Raw genomic sequence first — 22,741 nt, 5'->3', positions numbered from 1 at the left:
CTATATATCATATAAGTTTCATATTATAAACAACCTAAAAATACAATTCCTATTTTTTATAATTAGAAAGACAAAATATGCACCTCTTTACAAAAATTATTCTTCTGTTTCTTTTCCTATTATCTCCTATTATTCCAGTAGTGTGTGAAGAAAAAAATACATCTCCATCTAATATAGGAACTTTTCCCGAACAAATTCAAGATACTATTATTCGAACGGTAGATAAACTACAACCTGCACTGGTTCGGATACATGTTGTTGAGAAATATTACTCAGAAGGAAGGGAATTAAAACAGGAAAAATATGGTAGTGGAGTAGTTATTTCTAATGATGGTTATGTTGTGACAAATCATCATGTAGCAGGCAAGGCATATTTTGCAGATTGCACCTTTGCAAATTTAAATAACTATCCATTAAAACTGATAGGAACAGATGCCCTGACAGATATTAGCGTCCTAAAAATTATTACGGATAAGCCTCAAAATTTTGTTTTTGGAACTTTTGGAAACTCAGATGATATAAAAGTGGGTGATTATGTTTTGGCGATGGGTTCTCCCATGGCCTTAAACCCGTCTGTTACTTTGGGTATTATTAGCAACCAACGAATGATATTACCTTATAAACTAAATAGTTTTGAAATGTTTTCGGAAGAAGGCGAAAATATCGGAAGTTTGGTATGTTGGTTAGGACATAATGCTGAAATCAGTCCCGGTAGTTCGGGTGGTCCTCTTGTTAATCTTCAGGGAGAAATTGTGGGTATAAATGAAATTAAATATGCTCTTGGTGGAGCCATTCCTTCCAACTTAGTAAAAAAAGTGGTAAATGATATTATACAAAGTGGCAAAGTAAATAGAACATGGATAGGACTTGAAATACAACCTATTACAGAAGCAGAAAAAATAGAGAAAGGCTCACTTATTCGATATGTGTATCCTGGCTCTCCTGCTGATAAATCGGGTATAAAAACAGGAGATATTTTAATACAGATAGATAATAAACCTATTAATGTCAAGTATATGGAACAAATTCCATTAATTAATAATATTTTATGTTCACTCCCAACCGATAAACCTGTGAACTTTTCTATTATTCGGGATTCCGTTAATTTGGATATTCCTGTTACTCCTGTTTTATACGATTTTCCACAAACAGAAGAAAAAGAGTTCAAAGAATGGGGTTTTACCGCCAAAAATCTTAACTGGTTTTTTGCTCTTAATCGAAATAGGGACAATACCAATGGTGTTCTTATTACATCTCTACGGATGGGGGGCTGTTCAGCAGAGGCAAAGCCATCCTTACAAACTGGAGATCTCATATTAGAAATTGAAAATGAAAAGATATCCTCATTAGAAGATTTAGAAAAGAAAACGCATTCACTTATAGAAGAAAAAAAAGAGGAAGTTCTTGTAGTAGCAGAAAGAAATCATAATAGAATTTACTCAATGGTAAAAATTGGGGCATCTCGAACTATAGAACCGATTAGAGAAGCCAGCAAACCCTGGATAGGTGTTGAAGTTCAGGTCCTTACAAAGGAAATGGCGAAAAAAAAGAATTTAGAAGAAGGTGGATTTATAATAACCCGTATTTATCCCATAAAAGAAAAAGGATTAGAGGAGTTAAAAGTAGGAGATGTTATTAAAGAAATTGAAAATGAAAAATTTCATGCTAACAAAGTAGATGATTACGAAGAATGGAAGGAAAGAGTTCGAAGTTTTTCTATTGACCAGGAAATAACAATCTCTATCATTAGAGAAAATGAAATTAAACAAATTCCTATACAACTTATTAAAGAACCTATTCCACGAAATATGGTTGAAAAGTATCAAGACGAATGGTTGGAATTTACCGTAAGAGATTTATGTTTCTATGATAGAGTGGATATGAATTTAAAAGAAGACACAAAAGGAGTATTTATTGAACAAGTTATTTCTGGAGGTTGGGCAAGCCTTGCTAAATTAGAACAAGGAGATATTATTTTATCTATACAAAATGACCCCATAGAAAATGTACAGGATTTTAAAGAAACATTAAACAGTATAAAAGAACAAAATATAAATCATTTTGTTTTTGAAATCCAGAGGGGAATACAAAAATATTTTGTTAAAATAGAAATAAAATAAATAATTTTAGGTAAAATTTAAAGATGTTATCCTTAAAAGGAATGAATGCAATTATTACGGGTAGTGCAAAACGAATTGGTAGGCATTTGTCTATCTGTTTAGCACAGGAAGGTGTAAATCTCGCTTTACATTATAACTCTTCCGATAAAGACGCCAAAGAATTAGAAGAAATATTAAATAAATATCCTATAAAAACGGCACTTATAAAACAAGACTTGAATGAAACTAATGCGGGAGAAACAATATTCAAATCTGCGGTAGATAAATTAGGAGAAATAGATATTCTTATAAATAATGCAAGTATATTCCCAGAACATAGCATAAAGATGTTTTCCCATGAGGATTTAATTACCTCTGTAAACATCCATGCATGGGCACCCTTACAATTAGCACGGTACCTTCATTCCCACTGTAAAAAAGGTATTATTATAAATATTTTAGATACCCGTCTCTGGGATTACGACCCGCGACATGCATCTTATTATTTAGGAAAACAATTACTTCGTCATATTACCCGTATTTTAGCCATAGAATTTGCCCCTGAAATAAGAGTAAATGCTGTTGCCCCGGGGTTAATACTTCCACCTCCGGGTGAAACAAAAGAATACCTAAAAAAAATGAGCAAAACCAATCCACTTCAAACATTTGGTGATGAAAATGATGTTTCAGATGCTGTAATCTTTTTGCTAAAAGCAAAATTCATTACAGGACAGGTTATATTCATAGATGGAGGACGCTTTTTATTAGGGAGTTCAAATGATGGAATTATTTGATAAAATTCATATTCGTGATTTACAAGTCCGTTGTATTATTGGAATTGAACCCGATGAAAGAAGAGAAAAACAGGATATTTTAATAAATTTAATCCTCTATACAGACTGTAGAACGGCTGGAATATCAGATGACATTAAAGATGCATTAGATTATAAAAAAGTAAAGAAAACCATCTTAAAATCAATTGAAAACTCTTCTTTTTTTCTTATAGAACGAATGGCAGAAGAAATCGCAAATATTTGTTTATCATTCGAGAAAGTAAAGGGAGTTACTGTAATAGTAGATAAACCGGGTGTCCTTCGTTTTTCCAGAAGTGTTGCCGTAGAAATTACTCGGATGAAAAAATGATACAAGCCGATAATCCTGAAGAATATATTTACATAGGAATAGGTTCTAATATTGAACCTGAAATAAATATTCCAAAATCATTACATGAACTAAAAAAATATTTAGATATTCTCAATATTTCCCCTGTTTTCATAACTCCACCAATAGGTGTAAGTAAAAAACAACCTGATTTTTTTAATTGTATTGTTGAAACGAAATTAATAGAAGAAATGACACCCATAGACTTGAAATTTAATGTGTTAAGAAATATTGAAAAACAACTCAAAAGAGTTCGTTCTATTGATAAATATGCCCCACGAACGATAGATTTAGATATACTATTATTTCGGGATACTATAATTAATAGCGAAGATTTTGTAATTCCTGACCCGGATATATTTTCAAGGAATTTTTTATTTGCGGGTTTGTTATATCTTAATCCAAACCTTATAATTTATCCTAAAAATCTTCCTTTACTTTCTTTCGTATCTTGTTACGAAATACATAAATTAAAAATAAACTGTAATCTTACAAAAAAATTATGGAAGGAATTCTTGCATGAATATTGACAAAGTCGCCGAACTTATCCGTGAACTTTTAATTGAAATTGGAGAAGACCCAGATAGAGAAGGATTAAAAAAAACTCCCTATCGTGTGGCAAAAGCCTATGAATTTCTAACTTCTGGTTATCGAAAAGACTTGCAAAGCATTATAAATAATGCTATTTTCCAGGCTGAAAGTAATAATATGATAATATCGAGAGATATAGAAGTTTATAGTCTTTGTGAACATCACATGCTTCCCTTCTTTGGACGATGTCATGTAGGATACATAGCACAGAAAAAAGTAATTGGTTTAAGTAAAATTGCTCGTATCGTTGATTTTTATGCTCGTCGTCTCCAGATACAAGAACGACTAACAGCCCAGATTGCACGAGCTATCATGGATTATACTCACGCGGAAGGTGTTGGTGTTGTAATGGAATGCAAACATCTTTGTTGCATGATGCGGGGTGTTGAAAAACAAAATTCCGTTATGACCACATCATCTGTTTTGGGGAGTTTTCATAACGACGATATTACACGAAAAGAATTCCTTGATTTACTCCAACGCAAAATATCCTGAAAGTTTTATTTTTTCTTTTACTCTGTGATAAAATTATATTCAGCGTGGGCTTGTAGCTCAGTTGGGAGAGCGCCGCGTTCGCAATGCGGAGGTCAGGGGTTCGATCCCCCTCAGGTCCACCATTTTTTTGTTATACCCTCCATCCAATTAATCTTACCTCCCGAATATTTCAAAAACAATCTATAAAATAAAGTAAAAAAATAAATGTTATTTTTATTTTAATATGATAATTTTTTATGATAAAATGTTATTAGAAGTTGAAAAAAAGAAAAAATATTTTAGGAGACTGTATTATGATAAAAAATTGTCGGTGCATAGCCATTATAAGTGTTTTAATTTTGTTACTGTTATCTATAACAGTTTCAACTGCCTTTTCACAATGTTTTCAAGACCAATATGATATTGACTTTATCTTTAATACATTAGACAGCGCTCTGGCAGACTTTCTGCCTACCTGGTATGACTATATTGATGAATATGGACAACCCCAACCTGGTGCATGGAGACAGGTTCAGTGTCAAACAAGTCCTTATTTTTCCAATGCGGACAATGATTGTAACGGTATAAACGATAATGATCATTTCGATATGTTAGGTGCTGTTTTAAATGGTGACATGTCTCGTGTTTTAGGAAATCTTAATGCTAATGAAGTTCAGACTATACGAGATGACTTTGCTTATAACAAAGCAGTAGTAGAAACATTACAAATCACCATTCGAAATGTTCAGGTAAAAGCCTATGGTTTAACAGGTAGCACTACAATAACCACAGGGGATAAAGATGTATGCGTAAAACTTGGTGTAACAACTTTATGTGTAAGTCAATTTGTAAGTAATTTTGAAGGTGTTCCCACTCTCTGGCAATTATTAGAGCAACAAAGCCCGCTATTCAAAAATGCTATGGTCAATTTAATTGCAGGTTATATGACTGTGGGAGAATCTACAGGAATAGACCATCTAAAGAGTGTATTTAGGGTTATCATTTATACTGTACTACGCGATGTTTTACCAAATATTTTGGCGGAATTAAAAACAGAAGATATAGAAGTAACTATAGACGCAAATGGAACACCCGTTACTATAAAAATTTATGGCTCGGAAATTGACAGAACAGTTGAAGAATTTGTAGGTAATTTTAATTGTTCAAAATTCCATTGCCATCCTGAATTATTGGCATCTACAGGGAACTTAAACCATGATTCAAGAAACAATTATGATTCTTATGTTTTAGCCGGTGGTAATCGCCAGGCATGGATGGTTAATGAATCTATTCAAAATCCACCTTTACAAATAACAGCACAACCTGAATCACAATCCGTTACCTCAGGCACACCGGTTACATTCTCTATTGAACAGGTAGGCGGAGAGAATAATGGCATACCGCAGGTATACAAATGGGAAGAAATAAAAATAGATGACTTCTCTACTATTGGAAGTCCTGTATATACAGAGGACTTAACAATTTCTTATCCACTACCTACAACTAAACCCCGTTATTTCACTGTAACTATATGCGATAGTCTCTGGACTCGCCGTTCCTCACCAGCTAAATTAGAAGTGCAATACACACCTTTGGTGATTACAGAACAGCCTGTCGGTGCACAAAATCTTGTTCCAGGTGAAGATAGTCACACCATGTCTGTTGATGTTCGTGGAGGAAATAATCTCCCTACTTATCAATGGCAAAAATGGGACGGTGTGAATTGGGTAAATTTAGAAGGTAAAACACAGAAAACAATATCTTTTAATCCTATCCAATTATCAGATGGCGGTTCTTATAGGTGTGTTGTGAATAGCGGTTCAGAACAGGTTATATCTCAAACGGCAGAAATAACCATATTAAATCGTATTCGCTTTGAACAACCCTTACAAGGAGGCGGTGTCTATATTGGAGAAAATTTTACTTTCGTTCCTGTTATTGCCGGAGAGCCCAATGGAACACTACATTATTTATGGAAATTTAATGGTGAAGTCATTGAAGGTGCCGAAGACGCTACATTAACAATAGAAAATGCACAACTGGAAAATATGGGTTATTACACATGTGTGATTTATGATGATGTATATAACATTACATCGAATTCCGCATTTCTGGAAGTTGCAGAACATATGCAAATTATTCAACAACCTGTTTCTGGTTCTGGAATTCTTGGTTACGATTTCACATTTACAATTGGAGTAACAGGAGGTTTAGGAGGAGTGCATTATCAATGGGTACATGATGGAGAACATGTTGGAACAGACTCTTCTACACTATTCTTATATCCCTTACAAGAAACTGATGCGGGAAATTATTGGTGTATCGTTACAGATGCAAGAGAAATGCTCACATCCGAACAAGCAACATTACAAGTATTCCCACCGTTTAACTTTGATATTCAGCCTCAAGGTGCATTAAAACATACCGGTGAAAGTCATACCTTTGAAGTTGCAATATCCGGTGGGTATCCACCGTATAGATACCAATGGAGAAAAAATGGAGTAGATATTCCATATACAGAACCTGTTTTAGTGTTGGAGAACTTACAACCCTCCGATTCAGGAACATATACCTGTTTCGTTTCAGACCAAAACGCAGGTGCAACAAGTGCTCCCGCTGTTTTACAAGTTGCTAATTGGATGTCTTTTATTCAACATCCCCAATCCGCTACTGTTTACAAAGGGACAACACACACATTTTCCGTAGTAATTGACGGAGGTTTAGGGAATGTTCAATATCGTTGGTACAAACGATTAGCAGGAGGTATTAATATTAACTTAGGGGTTAACTCACCACAATTGCTCCTCTCAAATGTCCAAACAGAAACAGCCGGCAATTATTTCTGCGAAGTTCAGGACAATTTTGAAACTATTACATCAAATATAGCAACACTAACCGTAGTAGACGCTCTTAGCTTTATACAAAATCCATCAGATACATATTTATTTGTTGGAGGTGACTTGAATTTTCAAGTAACAACCGCAGGAGGGTTAGGGACTATCACATATCAATGGTATAAAGATGGAGTGCCTATTGGTTCCCCCTCAAATATTCTAAGTATCCCTGATGTAACTTATGATTCTGCTGGCGAATATTGGTGTGAAGCAACGGATTCGGTGAAGACTACTGCATCTGCTATGGCAAAACTTGTTGTTTTAAGACCTATTCCTCCAGAAGGCATTTTCGTTATTGCGAATCCTATGACGGGTTTCCAGGTTGTTCCTCCTATATCTACAGGAGCCTACGGACAGGCCTTCGGAGTATTACAACCTGTTCCCGGTAGTGACAACTATACTATATCTTTATCTGGGACGCATTCAGTACTTAATCCTACGGGAATGACTATTAATAAAGGTTTGCCGGGTGTAAATGGCCCTGTTGTTTTTGATATCGGGAATCCTTCTAATCTTTCTTTCTATTCTGAAATTGAGAACAGTCAAGCAGCTGAAATTGCTATGGGACTATATTATTTCTTGATAAGTTCTCAAAATTACCCGAATGGAGAAATCCGTGGACAATTACAACTAATGTCTACCCAGTGGAAACTGACAGTATTTGTAAGTGGTTCTGGAACAACCAATCCATCTCCGGGAACTTATCCGTATTGGGATGGCGAAACAGTTACAATCACTGCAACCCCAGCAAGTGGATGGGCTTTCCTGAATTGGTCAGGTGATATACAAACAAAAGATGCCAATTCCCCTACTATTCAATTAAGTATGACAAAAAATAGAAATATCACAGCAAACTTTGTAGAAATTGTTCCTGAAGGCGAGGGTATTATTGAAGGAACACCCGAAGGTATTCCTGAAGGAGAAGGCACTATCGAAGGAATCCCTGAAGATGAAGGTGTCATCGAAGGAACACCTGAAGGAATAACCGAAGGTGAAGGGATTGTCGAAGGAACACTCGAAGGCACAACTGAGGGAATAACCGAAGGTGAAGGAACAATTGAAGGAGAAGGAATTGTAGAGGGAGAAGGCTCTTCTGAGGGAGAAATTCCGACAGAACATTCTGCCGACCAGAATGGTGATAATAGAATACAATTATCTGAGTTATTACGCGTAATCCAGTTATTTAATTCGGGCGGTTATCATTGTGCGGTAGCACCAGAAACATCTGAAGATGGTTATCTTCCCGGATTGGATGGAGACAAATCATGCAGACCGCATGGTAGTGATTACTATCCGCAAGATTGGTCCATATCTCTTACTGAACTATTAAGATTAATACAGTTCTTTAATAGTGGTGGTTACCATGCATGTCCCGGTGAAAGTGAGGATAATTATTGCGTAGGTTTGATAAAGTAAATTATTAATTGTTAAGCATAAAGCAGTAGTATTAATTACTACTGCTTTATATTTTAAATAGAAATATGTTATTTATTATTTTCAGGTTTTAGCCCGTATTTTTCTGCTTTGTATCTGACCTGGTCTCTTGTTATATTTAATAAAGCCCCTGCACGAGTTAAATTCCAGTTTGTTCTTTCTAATGCCTGACGAATTAATGACTTTTCTACATCATCCAGTGAGCATCCTGATGGAGGTAATAATACAAATTCATTATTCATAGTCCTTACTCCCCCAAAACTTACTCGTCCTAATATAATTTCATCACCCTGTATTATTTCATCCTTGCCCAATAATACAGCCCTTTCAATAACATTCCTCAGTTCTCGAACATTTCCAGGCCAATGATAAGAAAGTAATTTGCTCATTGCTTCATCTGAAAAACCTTTACGATTCCTTCTAAATTCTTTATTAAATAAATTTAAAAAATGTTCGGCTAATAAAGGTATATCTTCACATCTTTCTCTAAGGGGTGGTAAAACGATAGGCACTACATTTAATCTGTAATACAAATCTTCACGAAAAGTCCCTGCACGCACCATTTCCTCAAGGTCTTTATTAGTGGCTACAATTACACGGACATCTACATAAATATCTGCAGTTCCTCCTATTCTCTTAAACGCTTTTTCTTCAAGTACCCTAAGAATTTTAGACTGAACCGATAAAGGGGTATCCCCTATTTCATCCATAAACACAGTTCCATAATTTGCAAGTTCAAACAAACCTTTTTTAAGATGGTCAGCTCCAGTAAAAGAACCTTGTTCATATCCAAAAAGTTCTGACTCTAATAAATTTTCTGGTAAGGCTGTGCAGGTAATATTCATAAAGGGATATATAGCCCTTTCTGATTCATAATGTATTACTCTACCGGCTATATCTTTCCCTGTTCCACTTTCTCCCAATAATAGTATTGTAGTACTTGGAGATTCCGCCACTCTTTTTAAAATCTGTTTTACCTCTTGAATTTTAGGACTTTTACCAATAATATGGCTGAGATTGAAAATCCTTTTATTTTGTTGCAATCCCACTTGTATAGAATTTCTTAAATGAGATTGTTCTATTGCCCTTTGAATTCTGAGCATAAGTTCATCAATTTCGAAGGGTTTACTAATATAATCAAAGGCACCATTTTTCATGGCTTCTACAGCATTAGAAACACTTGAATAAGCCGTAATCATAATTGCAGGCACGCCAGGTTGCTTAATAGATATCTCTTTCAATATATCCATACCTTCGCCATCAGGAAGCCTTAAATCAACAATAGCCAGGTCTAACATTTTTTTATGCACAATTTGTTTCGCTTCCACTACATTACCTGCTTCTTCTGTTATAAATCCCATCTGGTTTAATTTTTCGATAATATTCCATCGAATTAATTTTTCATCATCTACAACCAATATTCTTCCTTGCATAAAACTATCCTTTTTCAAACGGTAATATAATTAAAACATTCGTTCCGACACCTTTTTCACTTTGTATTTCTAATTTACCTCCATGACTTTCAATAATTTTTTTTGTTATTGTCAATCCTAACCCTGTTCCCTGTGCTTTTGTCGTAAAAAAAGGAGTTCCAATTTTTCCCAGATTCTCCTTTTCTATACCCACCCCATTATCTTTTATTTCTATAATATGATAATCATTTTTGTCATATATTTCTACTCTTATCTCTCCATGATTGGATATAGACTCAAAACTGTTCTTTAAAATGTTAGAAATTGCTCTCGAAAAAAGATTGGTGTCCACTTCTGCGATAGTATCTCCTATAATCTTAAATTCGATAGAAGACTTCTGATTATTTTGTATTATACATTGTTTAAATTGTTCCTCGATTAATTCTTTAATAGATATTTTTGTCTTATTTAATCGGTATTTTTTTGCAAATTCCAACAATTTTTTTAATGTGTCCTCCAAACGAGAAATAGATACATATAACTCGCCTGTTATTTCCTCCTTTTGTTTTATGTTTTTTTCTTGACGCATAAGTTCAAAACCACTTTGGATAGCAGTAATCATATTTCTTAGTTCATGTGCCAAACTTGCACTTGCTTCCCCCAATATTGCCATTTGTCTTTGTTCATTATATTTTTCCTGAATCTCTCTTAAAACGGTTATATCCCATATTACACCAATATAAAAAACTTGCCCATTTCTTTCGTTTCTATGAAAATGTATATGCAAATATTTGTTTTTGTTATTAATATATATTTTTTCCTCCACTTCAAAAGTATTTGCTCCCTCTTTATTTTCTTGTATCTTTTTAAGAAACTCGAAAATACTTTTTGAAGGAAGTATATCACCCATATTTCTATTTTTTACATCATTTGGTGCTAATCCTGTTATTTCTTCGATAGCAGAATTAATTGTCTTGATAGTGCCATTACCATCAGTTTCTACAATTACACAGGGTACCGAATTAATTATAAAATCCAAATATTGTTCTCGTTCCGCCAGTTCTTCAACCAATTTCGATTTTTCTTCTAATAATTTATTAATTTTATATGCCATACGATTAAAATGAACAATCAGTAGAGCAATCTCATCATTTTTTTCTATATTGGGCAGAAAGGTAATAGATTCTCGATAGGTAGAATTTCTAATGTTTTGAGTTAAATCCCGCAGCGGAGTAAGAATTTGTTTTTTGATAGCAATCCAGAGTGCAAAAATTCCTAATACCATTACAAGGACAAAGCCTGTAATTCCACGAAACTGTATAGTATCGCTTGAAGAAAGGATATTTTGAGTATGTGTTAACCTAATTAAAAGTAATGGATTTCCGTATATGTCTTTAATTACATCCCATAACAAAAGTTTGTCATCTTTGCTTTCCTGTATCTGTATAATTTTCTTTTCATTTATTTGATAATCAAAAGCATTAGAAATTAATTTGTCTTTTTCTATATATGGATATACACTTACATCTAATAAAACTTGGTTTTTAATATTTTCCCAGAAGTTATCATCTAACAGTTTCCCCATAATAAATACACCTCGAGGTTCTCCCTCCAGATTGCTTTTTAATATTATATTTGAAGCCACAGCCACATTTCCATAGTTTGTCGAAATAATTCCAAATCTTCCGGATTTTGGGTTTTCAAAGGTTAACAAAGGATGTGTCAGAGCAATTTTAGGTATAGAAAATTCTACAGGTAATTTATCTTTTTGCTTTTTATCCAGGTTATACCATTCCCCAAAAACAACTTCCCCCATCTTATTAATTATTAAAATCATATTTATATTGTTTTCTTCGTATGTTTGTGGCAGAAGATTAATTTGTTTATAAGTTTCATTTTTATTTATAACAAATTCATAAGTATCATCCCACCAGGAATAATCAGCACAAGTTCGATTTAAGTATACCAATTCTTTTTCGAAAGATTTCAGAAACCTTTCTAATTCATTAATAGCCAGTTCCCTCTCAAATTGAGATAATGTAGGTTTAACAACCCTGTCATAAATAAAAATATATCCAAATAATATAAAGAGCCAGAATATAAGTAAGATAACGATTATTTTAGATGTTAATTTCATGATATTTTTTTAATTGAAATTAAAAGGATTCTTTAAATATACGGTATATTTCTTCAACAGAAAATTCTCCATATTGGTTTCGGAAACGATAAGAATCCGCATATAACTGTTTTGCAAACATATCAAATTGATTATCAGAAACTCCCCATTTCGATGCACTTTTTTCAAATTTTATTTCCTTGAAAAACCGATTCAATGCTTTTTCTATAGATAAATCCAGTTGTTGATTGGAATATTTCTCATGAAAAAACTCAACAATAAACTTTAATTTTTCCGGGAAAAAGGAAATGTTTCTTTTGAACATGGGTATTAGAAACAAAGCATTCGCTATTCCGTGTGGAACTTTATAATTTAGTGTATAAAAATACCCTAAAGCATGTACTAAAGTAGTGCCTGTCTGGGCAATAACAATCCCGGATAATAAAGATGCATATAAAAGCCAATACCTTCCTTCAATATCTTCAAGATTATTTAATACTCGGGGCAACCACTGAAAAATTAATTTACAGGACTCAACTGCAAGATAATCCGTAATCGGTGTGGCTCTTTTTGAAACCATTCCTTCCATAGATTGGCTCAAGGCATCCAATCCTGTAGAAAGGGTAATAGGGATAGGAAGTGTTTTTGTTAAAATCGGGTCTAATAAAGCAATTGTAGGAAAAATTCGATAATCAGCAACTGTTTGTTTTGTATTATTCTTTGTATTCGTTATTACTGCATAAGGAGTTACTTCACTCCCTGTTCCAGCAGTAGTCGGTATAGCGAGAATTGGTAACGGCGTATTTTTGAATAAATCTCTACCAAAGTATTGCTCACAATTCCCTGTATTTGTAGCAAGACCCGCAACAACTTTTGAGACATCTAAAGGGCTACCTCCTCCTACTCCAATAATCCAATCACATTGGTTCTTCTTGCATACTTCTACTGCATTATTACATGTATCTATCGTTGGGTTTTCCTCAACTTCATCAAAAACGATTGCATTAGGAAAAGCATTCTTTAATTTTTCTAAGGCTCCGTTTCTTTTAGAACTTTGTTTTCCTATAACAATAAAGGGTTTTGTTCCAAGTTGAATTGATAACGAATTTAATTCAGATATTCCTCCTATCTTAAAAATAATTTTTGTTGGCATTAAATACTGAAAATCATGAAAGGTTTTTTTATTAGATACCATTCTTTTACTCCCCTAAAACCTTTATGATTAACCGTTTCCTTCTTTGACCATCAAATTCCGCATAAAAGATTTGTTGCCAGGGACCCAAATCCAATTTCCCTCTGGTTATAGGGACAATCACTTCATGGTGAACCAATAAACTTTTTAAATGTGCATCTCCATTGGTTTCTCCGGTTGCGTGATGTCTGTAATCTTTCTTAAATGGAGCCAACTTTTCAAGCCATTCATCAATATCTTCTATCAATCCATCTTCTGCATCGTTTACATATACCCCTGCTGTAATATGCATTGCAGATACAAGAACCATGCCTTCCTGAACCTGACTTTTTTTGACTATTTCTTCCACTTTCTCTGTAATATTTATATACTCTCGATGTTTTTGTGTGCAAAAATATAAATATTCTGTATGACTTTTCATAAACAATCCTTTCTTTGATTAAAATATATTTTAACAAAATAAAACATATATCCTGAAAAACTACTTTTATATTATATGCAATGTTGAGTATTTATATTTATACCTGTTATAATCATATTGGTTATCTATTTTCTATGTGTTTTCTTATTTATTTCCCCATTTGTAAATAAATTATTAATTTGGATTTTAAATCATGTCTAAATATAAAGTTGCCATTATAGGTTGTGGGAATATTGGTGCAGATATTTGTATTGCATTACAAAAAGGAGATATTCCGGCAGAAATCGTTGCCCTTCATGATATAGATGAAGCAAAAGCCCAATTATTAAAACGAACATTCCATTTGGATGCAGAGATATGTGATTTAGATAAAGCCGTTTCTCTATCTGATTTTGTTATTGAATCAGCCACATCTACTGCTGTTGAACCTATAATAAAGTCCTGTATTAAACATAAAAAAGATTGCCTTATCATGAGTTTAAGTGGTTTATTGTATAACCTAAATCTCATTGATGAAGCCAAAAAAAACTTTATTCGGATTAAAATTCCCTCCGGTGCCGTTTGTGGTCTTGATGGTATTCGCAGTGCTATGGAAGCGGGATTGCATCGTGTCATGTTAACTACAAGGAAATCTCCGCAAGCACTTAAAGGTGCACCCTATCTCATAGAAAAAAATATGGATTTAACAGATATTAAAGAACCTGTAATTGTTTTTGAAGGGAACGCTTTTGAAGCAGCAAAGGCATTCCCCGCGAATATTAATGTTGCATGTGCATTGAGTTTATATGGAATAGGTCCTAAGGATACGATTGTTCGTATTATTGCAGACCCCAATATTAAAGAAAATATGCACGAAATTTATGCTGAAGGCGCCTTTGGTAGATTACATACAACAACAATCAATCTTCCATCTCCAAGAAACATAAAAACGAGTTATCTCGCTTCTCTTTCCGCTATTGCAGAATTAAGAGCCATGGCAGAAGATTATGTTACGCATTGCCTTTACTGCCCGGAGAGAAAGTCGAAAAACGAAAATAATTTATGATATAATATTGCCCAAAATAAAAAGGTTAAAGAAAGGATTTAAGGAAAATGTACGCTATCATTAGTTGTGGTGGAAAACAATATAGAGTTCAGCCCAATGACAAAATTCGCGTTGAAAAATTAAACGCAAAAGAAGGTGATTTGATTGAAATTAATAAGGTTCATCTTTTATCTGATGGTAATCAATTGATTGTAGAACCCGACAAATTAAAATCTTCCTCTGTTACCGTTCAAGTATTAACTCATGGGAAATCAAAAAAGATACGCGTTTTTAAATATAAAAGAAGAAAGAACTATCATCGCACCTATGGACATAGACAGTTATTTACAGAAATTTTGGTTAAAGAAATAAAAAAATAGTTTTCATATAAGGAGGAATAAACAATGGCACATAAAAAAAGTGGTGGAAGCGCCCGAAACGGAAGAGATAGCAATCCGAAAATGTTGGGTGTTAAAAAATATGAAGGAGAACAAGTCCTATCTGGAAATATCCTAATCCGTCAACGCGGAACAAAAATAAAGCCCGGTAAAAATGTTGGCTTGGGAAGAGACCATACCATTTTTGCTATGGTAGATGGATTTGTCAAATTCCGTTATACTACGGGTGGTAAAAAATGTGTTGATGTGATTCCCATAAATGCGGAAAATCAAAATTAATATTTAATATAATTAAACAAAAACTGGCACGGTATAATATCGTGCCAGTTTTTATCTTATACTCGTTTATCCTATATGAAACAACAAGGCAAAAATAGATTATTTATTGACGAAGTCCGCGTAAAGTTAACCGCCGGAGATGGAGGAAACGGGTGTATAAGTTTCCGAAGAGAAAAATATATTCCCAAAGGAGGTCCTGACGGAGGTGATGGTGGGAATGGAGGAAGTATTTATTTTCAGGCTACTACAAAATTACATACACTAATTGACCTTAAATACCATGCTCATTGGATTGCACCAAAAGGAATGCATGGAAGTGGAAATAATAGACATGGGAAAAATGGTAAAGACCTGATAATATCTGTGCCCTGTGGGACAATTATTCGTGACTGGGAAAGCGGTGAAATACTCGCAGACTTGAAAGAAAATGGACAACAATTTTTAGCAGTAAAAGGTGGAAAAGGAGGAAAAGGAAACGCACGATTTGTAAGTTCTACATATCAAACACCCCGTTTTGCTGAAAAAGGAGAAAAAGGAGAAGAAAAGGAATTCCTTCTGGAATTAAAACTTATAGCCGATGTTGGTTTTGTTGGACTACCTAATGCGGGGAAATCGACCTTATTATCCAGCATAACCTCAGCAAAACCTAAAATAGCCGATTATCCTTTTACCACTCTTACACCAAATCTCGGTGTCGTATCTTTACCCGGATACAGAACTATTACTGTCGCCGACATTCCGGGCATTATTGAAGGGGCTTCAGAAGGAAAAGGGTTAGGACATGATTTTTTAAAACATATCGAAAGGACCCGCGTCTTACTTTTCCTGATTGATACAGGAGACCCTGAACCTGAAAATACTATTGAAATTCTTGAACATGAATTAGAAGCATATAGCCCTGTTTTTAATGAAAAACCAAAAATATATGTGTTTAACAAATTGGATATTACCGAAAATAATAATCGTTTTATTAAAAAAATAAAAAATAAAAAATGGAAAGTTCCCATATTTGGTATTTCAGCGGTTACAGGAAAAGGCGTTAAAACATTACTGGATGCTATTTTTCATATCGTAGAAGAAGCCCGAAATAATGAAAAAGACGAACCTGTTCCTATTGAAACAAGATATGTATATGAAGCACCATTTAAGATATATAAAGAAGCGGATGGCTTTCGTATCGAGGGTAAAAGAGTATTTCGTGTGTTGCAAATGACCGATTTTGAAAATGAAGAAGCAGTCCAATATTTACAAAGAGTACTTACTCATATAGGATTATTTCGTGCCTTAAAAAGAGCAAAAGCAAAAGATGGGGATTTAATATATATTGGCGATTATGAATTTACTTATTCAGGTGATATTATTTCAAAAGATACTTCTGAATACAGGAATATGAAAAAACATGAATAAAAAAATTATTGTTATTAAAATAGGCACTGATTTAATCAATTCTAAAAGAAAAATAAAACCCATTTCTCAGATAGTCAAGCAAATTTGTGAAATAAAAAAGCAATATAATGCTAACTTCATAATCGTAAGTTCAGGTGCAGTTGGTTGTGGCATGTCTTTGGTCGGAAAAGAAAAAAAACCAGAACGGTTATCTGAAAAACAAGCTTTAGCTTCCATCGGCCAGGTTGAACTGATGAAAAGATATACGAAACTATTTCAACTACACAGCAAAAAACAATTTATTCCATCTCAAATTTTAATAACCCGTGCAGATTTAGATAATCGCACATCTTATATTAATGTCTTAAACACCTTACGGGAACTACTTGCACTAAAAAATATCATTCCTATTATCAATGAAAACGATACTACTGCTATTGAAGAACTCCGTTTTGGGGATAATGATACCTTATCAGCACGAATAGCCGTTCGTGTAAACGCAAGTTTACTTATTTTGCTGACAAATGTAGATGGTTTATATACCGATAATCCGCAAAAAAACCCCGATGCAAAGTTTATTGCTTCTGTAAACAGCCTCTCTCCTGAAATATTCTCCTGGGCTCATGATACAACAAGCAATACCTCCGTAGGGGGTATGCTTACAAAATTAGAAGCAGTCAAAATTGCTTGGCATGCAGGAATTCCTTCCATAATTGCCAATGGAAATACACGAAATATATTAAGAGACATAATTGATAACAAGGGAATTTACACACGATTTCTTCCTCCTCAAAATAAAATTTCACAAAGAAAATCATGGATAGCCTTCGGAAGAACAATCAAAGGGAAAATTGTAATTGATGAAGGTGCTGTTCAGGCACTTCTTAAAAGAGGATGTAGTCTTTTACCTGTTGGCGTAAAATATGCTGAAGGAAATTTCAAAAGAGGTGATTGTGTTTCTATAATAACACCCGATGGTTTAGAATTAGGTAGAGGTATTATTAATTTAGATAAAGAAGAACTTAATAAAGTAGCTGGTAAAAAATCAACAGAGATTAGGAAAACATTATTAGATTGGCAATATGAAGAAGTAATTCATAGAGATAATATGTTTTTGTTCCAGAATAATGATGTGGAGGAAAAAATATGAATATCAAAGATGAGATAACACAGATTGCTCAAAAATCAAAAGAAGCATTTTACAAACTCCAAAAAGTGCCTAAAAATATTAAAAACGAATCTTTACTTAAAATTGCCGAGCAATTAGAAGCCCATACCAACTGGATTATTAAAGAGAACAAGAAAGATTTAAAAAATGCGGAAGAAATGGGCCAAACAAAAGCCTTTCTTGATAGACTTGAATTATCTCCAAAGAGAATACAAAGTATGGCAGAAAGTGTTCGTGTGGTTGCGGCTCTTCCCGACCCCGTAGGTAATATAGAAAATCAATATATTCATCCCAACGGACTGAAAATTGCAAAAATACGCCAGCCTATCGGTGTTGTAGGTATTATTTATGAAAGTCGTCCTAATGTTACTATTGACGCCGCTTCTTTATGCTTAAAATCGGCTAATACATGCATACTACGAGGTGGTTCCGAAGCAATCCACTCTAACCTGGCACTAGCAAAAATTTTTAATGACACGGCAACACAATGCGGTATTCCCGAAAATGCTGTTCAAATGATTTCTACTACCGACCGTTCCGCTGTTGGAGAACTGCTTAAATTAGACCAATATATTGATGTGATTATCCCCCGAGGTGGAAAAAGTTTGATTGCAAGAATATACGATGAATCACGAATTCCTGTTATTGCACATTTAGATGGCGTTTGTCATACATACTTACACGCTGATGCCGATTTAGATATGTCATTAAAAATTGTTATAAATGCAAAATTACAAAGACCAGGCGTTTGCAATGCAATGGAAACTTTACTTGTCCACGAAGGATGTGCCCCTATTCTTCTTCCCCCAATTGCTAAAGAATTAGTTAAAGGTGGATGTGAATTAAGAGGTTGTCCAAGAACACAAATGATAATTGAATGTAAACCGGCAACCGAAGAAGATTGGTATACAGAATATTTAGATAAGATTCTATCAATCAAAATCGTATCATCTATAGATGAAGCCATTTACCATATAAATCACTACGGTTCCCATCATTCCGATGCAATTGTTACTAATGATTATCTTATGAGCGAAAAATTTTTAGAAGAAGTAGACAGTGCTACAGTCTATGTGAATGCTTCTACAAGATTTACCGATGGTTTTGAGTTTGGAATGGGTGCAGAAATTGGAATTAGTACAAACAAACTACACTGGCATGGTCCTATGGCTCTTGAAGGATTGACCACATTCAAATTTGTTATTCGAGGAAATGGTCAAATCCGTGGTTAGTGCTATGGAAATAGGTCTATACGGTGGTACTTTCGACCCCGTTCACAATGTTCACATTGAATTAGCGTATTCTGCATTAAAACATGCTAATTTATCTACTATTATTTTTGTCCCTGCAGGAATACCTCCTCACAAAAAAGGACAGGTCTTTGCTTCTGCTGAAGACCGATTTAACATGCTTTCCCTTGCTACCAAAAATGAACCCAAGTTTACTGTTTCCAGATTTGAAATAGATAGTAAAAATCCATCATTTACTATAAATACTGTGGAACATATTTCAAACATTTATCCGAATGCAAGAATATGTTTAATTGCAGGACTGGATACTCTGGTAGATATTCCCAATTGGTATCATGCGGATAAACTTATTGAAAAAGTACATTCTTTTCTTGTTGCTAATCGCCCAAATTCTTCTATGAAAAAAATATCTCCAAAAATATTATCAAAAACGATTTGGTTACCATTTGAACCTAAAAATATAGCGTCTCACCAAATACGATTATTAATCCAACAAGGTAAAGATATTAAAGATTTTGTTCCTCCCGCAGTTGAAAGATATATTTATGAACACGGAATTTACAAAAATAAGAAACGAAATTGAAATTAATTATTCTTATTATTTGGATTATTTAAATACTTATTTAAGTAAAGAAAAAATTGCCCATTGTATTTCTACTTCAACTTATGCTCTATATATGGTTCGAACAAAAGAGATGAAAGTAAATGAACATAAAGTTATACTTTCAGGCATATTACATGACCTATGTAGAGAATGGAAAACAGACGATATTATAAATAAAGCGAAAGAATTTAATATAGAAATCAACGAATATGAAAGAAAATATCCCGTTTTATTACACGGACCTTTGGCTGCCAATCTAATTGCCAAAGAATTAAACATTTCCGATATGGACATCTATGAATCTATTTATTGGCATACTACAGGAAAAGCCAATTTAGGACTTGTAGGACAAATACTCTATCTTTCTGATTTTAGCGAACCACTCAGAAAATATTCACAAGCAGAAAAAAGCCGTGAAATTTTAATGCATTATGGTTTTTTTGATGCTCTCTTTTATTCTGCAAATGAAAGATACAAATTAAGTTTAAAAAAAAGAGAGCCATCCCCTTATTCTTTAGAATTCATAAATTGGCTAAAAAATAAAAGGGATTTGCTTGTAAATGCAGAATGATACCTTCCATATATTAGCACCATATTACGACCGTATTATGACCCGTGTCCGTTACGACCGATGGGAAAGCCGACTTCTGGATTTACAAAAAATAATACAGGACAAAGAAGAAAACATAATAAATCATCTTGATGTGGCATGCGGAACAGGAACACTGATACAAAAATTAACAAAACATGGCTGGAATTCCATAGGAGTGGATATCTCCCCTTCTATGCTTTACACAGCAAAACAATTAAATCATGATATCTGTGTTTTAACAGGCAATATGTGTTCCCTACCTTTTAAAAATTCATTTCATATAATAACATGTCTTTTTGATTCTATAAACTTTCTTTTAGATGAAGAAGATATATATCGTTCGGTTTACTCTATGTCACTATCGCTAAAAGAAAATGGGATTATCTATTTTGACTGTGTTACGGAACAAATGGTGAAACAATACTATAACAATAGCCAATGGAAAGAAAATTACAAAGACTTCAGAACAGTCTGGGAATCAGCGTACAATCCTTCAACCAAAACAGCCACATTAAGTATATTGATACAGGGAAAAGGCTGGTCTGTGGTAAGACAAAAAATATACCCTCTGCAAATATATCTGGATGCAATTAAAGAAGCCGGGCTTACTTTATTAGCCTGCGTAGATGCTCATACATGGGACCACATCGATTCCAGAACGGTTCGTATAGATTTTATTTGTTCAAAATCCCCTTCCGATTTCTTAATGCATAATTTCAAAAAGATACAACAGAAAATAAAAATAGAAAGTGAATTGTCGTTACGAAATGACTAATCCATAGGCGATTTCCAATCCTGTGAAGGAATGCGTAGTCCTTTTAATAAACTCAATAATTCATTACATTTATCAGGATAAGATGAAGCCAGGTTGTTATTTTCTCCTTTATCATTACTCAAATCATATAATTCAGGAGCGTTTCCATAAATATTTACCAATTTCCAATTTTCAATTCTTAAAGCCTGTTTAAATCCTTGTTCATAAAATTCCCAATACAAAGGTCTGTTTTTAAATGAAGAAGTTTCATTACCAAAAATCAAAGGAACCATAGAAACCCCATCTATTCCTTGAGGTACTTTTGCACCTGATAATTCCGCAAAAGTAGGTAAAACATCCCAAAAGGCACATGGCACATCGCATTTAGCTCCCGATGCAACCTTACCTTTCCACCTTACAATAAAAGACACACGAATTCCACCTTCATAAAGAGCCCTTTTATATCCCTTAAAAGGTCCCGAACTCTTAAAGAATTCAGGGTCTGCCCCTCCTTCTTTATGAGGACCATTATCACTTGAAAACAATATTACTGTTTTTTCATCCAATCCCAATTCATTTAATAAATCTAAAACCCTACCGACGGTATCATCTAACCGTGTAATCATAGCGGCATGATTTTTCTGAATTTGTGGCCACGGTCTATCTGAATAAGGTTCATCATTCGGGACCTCCATACCATTTCCTTTAGCATTCCCCAATTCATTATTTGCATGTGGAATAGTTAATGATAAATAAAGAAAAAAGTTTTTACTTTTGTTCCTTTGAATAAAATCAATAGCCTCCTTTGTAAGTAAATCGTGACTATACTGTGTACAGGTGCTACAAACTCCCGGAACCTCCGATATTATATTCCCTTCGATTTTTTCTTTCTTAGTTCCTCTCCATAAGAAATCGGGATAATAATTATGTGCGTGTACTTGATTTAAATAACCATAAAATTCATCGAAACCCTGTAATGTCGGAATTCCAGAGGTTTCTGCTTCACCTAATCCCCACTTTCCCACTAAACCAGTGACATAACCCTGAGATTTTAAAACCTCTGCCATTGTCACATCTTCAGGAGCAAGAGAAACGGTTCCATTTCCTCTTATTCTTGCATGTCCCGTGTGAAGCCCGGTCATTAAACAACATCGGGATGGTGCGCATACAGTACTTCCCGCATATCCATCTGTGAAAATCATCCCTTCCCTTGCCAAACGGTCTATATTCGGTGTAAGTATATTTTCTTGTCCATAACATCCGACATCCCCATAACCCAAGTCGTCTGCAAGTATAATAATAAAATTAGGTTTTTCCACTTGTTCCTGTGTCATACTGTTCCTATTTAAAAAAAGATTAAAAGCAACCCCAGCAGTTAAAGTATTACCTAAAAAACTTCTGCGAGTGTATTTTCTCATGATAAAGTCCTTTTTGTTTATTTAATCTATTTAGAATTATATGATTAAAATTATATAAAAAATGGATATAAAAA

At 34.0% G+C, this 22,741-nt stretch carries 20 protein-coding genes and 1 tRNA gene; 16 read left to right on the top strand and 5 right to left on the bottom strand.

Annotated features, from left to right (window positions below):
• The first annotated feature begins 77 nt into the window (after positions 1–77).
• The 7 genes from PLA12_06400 to PLA12_06370 all read left to right on the top strand — a co-directional run bounded on the left by PLA12_06400 (position 78) and on the right by PLA12_06370 (position 8,635).
• Positions 78–2,120, top strand: coding sequence for a PDZ domain-containing protein (locus PLA12_06400; GenBank protein HOQ32123.1), 2,043 nt, complete (start codon positions 78–80; stop codon positions 2,118–2,120).
• Between the two features lie 23 nt (positions 2,121–2,143).
• Entirely contained in the window at positions 2,144–2,893 is a 750-nt protein-coding gene (locus tag PLA12_06395; protein ID HOQ32122.1) for an SDR family oxidoreductase, read from the top strand.
• A complete protein-coding gene (folB, locus tag PLA12_06390; protein ID HOQ32121.1) occupies positions 2,877–3,242 on the top strand; it encodes a dihydroneopterin aldolase in 366 nt (121 codons plus the stop codon). The genes PLA12_06395 and folB overlap by 17 nt, the downstream gene beginning before the upstream one ends.
• Positions 3,239–3,790, top strand: a complete 552-nt coding sequence (gene folK, locus PLA12_06385; GenBank protein HOQ32120.1) for a 2-amino-4-hydroxy-6-hydroxymethyldihydropteridine diphosphokinase — start codon at positions 3,239–3,241, stop codon at positions 3,788–3,790. The genes folB and folK overlap by 4 nt, the downstream gene beginning before the upstream one ends.
• Positions 3,780–4,346 (top strand): GTP cyclohydrolase I FolE, encoded by a 567-nt coding sequence (gene folE / locus PLA12_06380; GenBank protein HOQ32119.1) that lies wholly within the window; start codon positions 3,780–3,782, stop codon positions 4,344–4,346. Before folK ends, folE begins: the two co-directional genes overlap by 11 nt.
• A 46-nt stretch (positions 4,347–4,392) precedes the next feature.
• Positions 4,393–4,468, top strand: a tRNA-Ala gene (locus PLA12_06375).
• 171 nt (positions 4,469–4,639) lie between these two features.
• Positions 4,640–8,635 carry an immunoglobulin domain-containing protein gene (locus PLA12_06370; protein ID HOQ32118.1) on the top strand — a complete coding sequence of 1,332 codons (3,996 nt, stop codon included), beginning with the start codon at positions 4,640–4,642 and terminating at the stop codon, positions 8,633–8,635.
• A 68-nt stretch (positions 8,636–8,703) separates the two neighbouring features.
• Here the strand turns inward: PLA12_06370 and PLA12_06365 are convergent, their stop codons facing one another.
• Genes PLA12_06365 through PLA12_06350 form a run of 4 tightly spaced genes read right to left on the bottom strand, consistent with a single transcriptional unit; the run spans position 8,704 to position 13,794 of the window.
• Positions 8,704–10,086: a sigma-54 dependent transcriptional regulator gene (locus PLA12_06365; protein ID HOQ32117.1), complete on the bottom strand. Its 1,383-nt coding sequence runs from the start codon at positions 10,084–10,086 to the stop codon at positions 8,704–8,706.
• 4 nt (positions 10,087–10,090) lie between these two features.
• On the bottom strand, positions 10,091–12,202 hold the full coding sequence (locus tag PLA12_06360; GenBank protein HOQ32116.1) for a CHASE4 domain-containing protein: 2,112 nt from the start codon (positions 12,200–12,202) through the stop codon (positions 10,091–10,093).
• 19 nt (positions 12,203–12,221) lie between these two features.
• Positions 12,222–13,376 (bottom strand): iron-containing alcohol dehydrogenase, encoded by a 1,155-nt coding sequence (locus PLA12_06355; protein ID HOQ32115.1) that lies wholly within the window; start codon positions 13,374–13,376, stop codon positions 12,222–12,224.
• Positions 13,377–13,380: 4 nt separating this feature from the next.
• Entirely contained in the window at positions 13,381–13,794 is a 414-nt protein-coding gene (locus PLA12_06350; GenBank protein ID HOQ32114.1) for a secondary thiamine-phosphate synthase enzyme YjbQ, read from the bottom strand.
• Between the two features lie 193 nt (positions 13,795–13,987).
• On the opposite strand from PLA12_06350, the gene PLA12_06345 reads away from it, so the two are divergent.
• From PLA12_06345 to PLA12_06305, 9 genes are all read left to right on the top strand, one after another.
• On the top strand, positions 13,988–14,839 hold the full coding sequence (locus PLA12_06345) for an aspartate dehydrogenase (GenBank protein ID HOQ32113.1): 852 nt from the start codon (positions 13,988–13,990) through the stop codon (positions 14,837–14,839).
• 47 nt (positions 14,840–14,886) lie between these two features.
• Positions 14,887–15,198, top strand: a complete 312-nt coding sequence (gene rplU, locus PLA12_06340) for a 50S ribosomal protein L21 (GenBank protein ID HOQ32112.1) — start codon at positions 14,887–14,889, stop codon at positions 15,196–15,198.
• Between the two features lie 24 nt (positions 15,199–15,222).
• Complete coding sequence (gene rpmA / locus PLA12_06335; GenBank protein ID HOQ32111.1) at positions 15,223–15,495, top strand: 50S ribosomal protein L27; 273 nt, start codon at positions 15,223–15,225, stop codon at positions 15,493–15,495.
• A 75-nt stretch (positions 15,496–15,570) separates the two neighbouring features.
• The gene (gene obgE, locus PLA12_06330; protein HOQ32110.1) at positions 15,571–16,902 is read left to right on the top strand and encodes a GTPase ObgE; all 1,332 of its coding nucleotides are present in this window, start codon (positions 15,571–15,573) and stop codon (positions 16,900–16,902) included.
• On the top strand, positions 16,895–18,031 hold the full coding sequence (gene proB, locus PLA12_06325) for a glutamate 5-kinase (GenBank protein HOQ32109.1): 1,137 nt from the start codon (positions 16,895–16,897) through the stop codon (positions 18,029–18,031). The genes obgE and proB overlap by 8 nt, the downstream gene beginning before the upstream one ends.
• Positions 18,028–19,281, top strand: a complete 1,254-nt coding sequence (locus PLA12_06320) for a glutamate-5-semialdehyde dehydrogenase (protein ID HOQ32108.1) — start codon at positions 18,028–18,030, stop codon at positions 19,279–19,281. The genes proB and PLA12_06320 overlap by 4 nt, the downstream gene beginning before the upstream one ends.
• Positions 19,262–19,882 (top strand): nicotinate (nicotinamide) nucleotide adenylyltransferase, encoded by a 621-nt coding sequence (gene nadD, locus PLA12_06315; protein ID HOQ32107.1) that lies wholly within the window; start codon positions 19,262–19,264, stop codon positions 19,880–19,882. Before PLA12_06320 ends, nadD begins: the two co-directional genes overlap by 20 nt.
• Positions 19,845–20,474: a hypothetical protein gene (locus tag PLA12_06310; protein ID HOQ32106.1), complete on the top strand. Its 630-nt coding sequence runs from the start codon at positions 19,845–19,847 to the stop codon at positions 20,472–20,474. Before nadD ends, PLA12_06310 begins: the two co-directional genes overlap by 38 nt.
• Complete coding sequence (locus PLA12_06305; protein HOQ32105.1) at positions 20,464–21,270, top strand: class I SAM-dependent methyltransferase; 807 nt, start codon at positions 20,464–20,466, stop codon at positions 21,268–21,270. The genes PLA12_06310 and PLA12_06305 overlap by 11 nt, the downstream gene beginning before the upstream one ends.
• Here the strand turns inward: PLA12_06305 and PLA12_06300 are convergent.
• On the bottom strand, positions 21,267–22,667 hold the full coding sequence (locus tag PLA12_06300) for an arylsulfatase (GenBank protein HOQ32104.1): 1,401 nt from the start codon (positions 22,665–22,667) through the stop codon (positions 21,267–21,269). The genes PLA12_06305 and PLA12_06300 overlap by 4 nt on opposite strands.
• Positions 22,668–22,741 lie beyond the last annotated feature (74 nt).

The sequence above is a fragment of the Candidatus Hydrogenedens sp. genome (assembly GCA_035378955.1).
GTDB lineage: Bacteria > Hydrogenedentota > Hydrogenedentia > Hydrogenedentales > Hydrogenedentaceae > Hydrogenedens.
Note: the sequence above shows the minus strand (reverse complement) of the source record. Positions and strands in the feature narration are given on the sequence as shown.